Raw genomic sequence first — 1,477 nt, forward strand, 5'->3', positions numbered from 1 at the left:
AAAAAAATTAATGAATCAATTAAAGACAATATGTGGTTAGATTTTATGATTAATGATTATAAAACAGACTTGCATATTGTAGGAAGCAATGATTTATCTTGCTATCATGATATAGAAATAGTATTTAAAAATGTAATACATATAGAATGTGATACACATTTTAATGCCTGCCCATCAGAATATGATGTTTTTAGAGCAGATGAAAATTATAAAGATTCCAACATAAAAATAAATATACATACAGACAGTAAAACATTTTATATAATATGTGAAGATATAGATTTTAATAATAAGATGGTAAGATATGATTATAACTACAATTCTCTGTATTCCGCTGATAAAGAAAATATAATCAAAAAATATGAACTAATAAAAGAAAATGATAAATGGTATCAAGAGAAAGAAAACTCTCATAAAGCATTAATTTTTACAGATAAGTTTTTTAACACTAATGATACTATTGGAATAATATTTAGAATATATAAATTATGCTTTGCAAAAGTAAAATATTTTAGGACATTTTATTATAAGTTTGAGTATTATAAATATGATTATAAAAATGGATTTGTAGAAACAGAGATATGGGATGTGGAGTTTTTTAAGCATATAGATTCTGGTTTAATGATAGATTTAAGATATTTGCAGTCTATCACTGTTTATGAAGACTTTGTTAAGTTTTGTAATGAACTTGATAATTATTCCAAATAATAGTATTGAAAACATAAAAAAATAATATATAATATTTCAAAATCAAAAAAATAGGAATGTAAATGAAAGCTATAATAATAATACCTACTTACAATGAAAGCGACAATATAGAAAAAATGCTTAATACTGTATTGGCACTTCCAGAATATATAGAGATACTAGTAGTTGATGATAATAGTCCAGATGGTACAGCAAGTATTGTTGAAAAATATTTAGATAATAGCAGAGTGCATTTATTAAAAAGAGAAAAAAAAGAAGGACTTGGACCTGCTTATATAGCTGGGTTTAAACATTCTTTTCAATATAATCCTGATTATGTTATAGAGATGGATGCTGATTTTTCTCATGACCCTAATTTTGTTATTAATTTTGTTGATAGAATGGAAAAAGAAAATTTGGATTTGGTGATAGGTTCAAGATATTGTAATGGTATTAGTGTGGTTAATTGGCCTTTAAGAAGATTATTTTTATCATATTATGGAAATAGATATGCTTCATTTATATTAGGTTCAAAGATAATGGATATTACTGGCGGATTTAAATGTTTTAGAGTATCTGTATTAAAAACTATGAACTTCGACAATATTTTATCTGCTGGATATTCTTTTCAAATAGAGATGAATTATTCTTTTGAAAGTACTGGTAAAAAAGTAGCAGAAGAGCCTATAATATTTTATGAAAGAAGAAGCGGTCAATCAAAAATGTCTAAAAACATAATAGCAGAAGCCTTATTTAGAGTTGTTCGTTTAAGATTTAGAGATAAATCAAA

The 1,477-nt window shown here is 24.7% G+C and carries 2 protein-coding genes; both read left to right on the forward strand.

The window, feature by feature from the left end; translation table 11 throughout:
• Positions 1-708: hypothetical protein (locus tag E6A48_RS10860; RefSeq protein ID WP_219710273.1), on the forward strand; the 708-nt coding region annotated here is incomplete at its 5' end.
• A 62-nt stretch (positions 709-770) separates the two neighbouring features.
• The coding region (locus E6A48_RS10865; protein WP_219710276.1) for a polyprenol monophosphomannose synthase at positions 771-1,477 on the forward strand (707 nt) is incomplete at its 3' end.

This window comes from Brachyspira pilosicoli, assembly GCF_019402445.1.
In the GTDB taxonomy this organism is placed as follows: domain Bacteria; phylum Spirochaetota; class Brachyspiria; order Brachyspirales; family Brachyspiraceae; genus Brachyspira; species Brachyspira pilosicoli_B.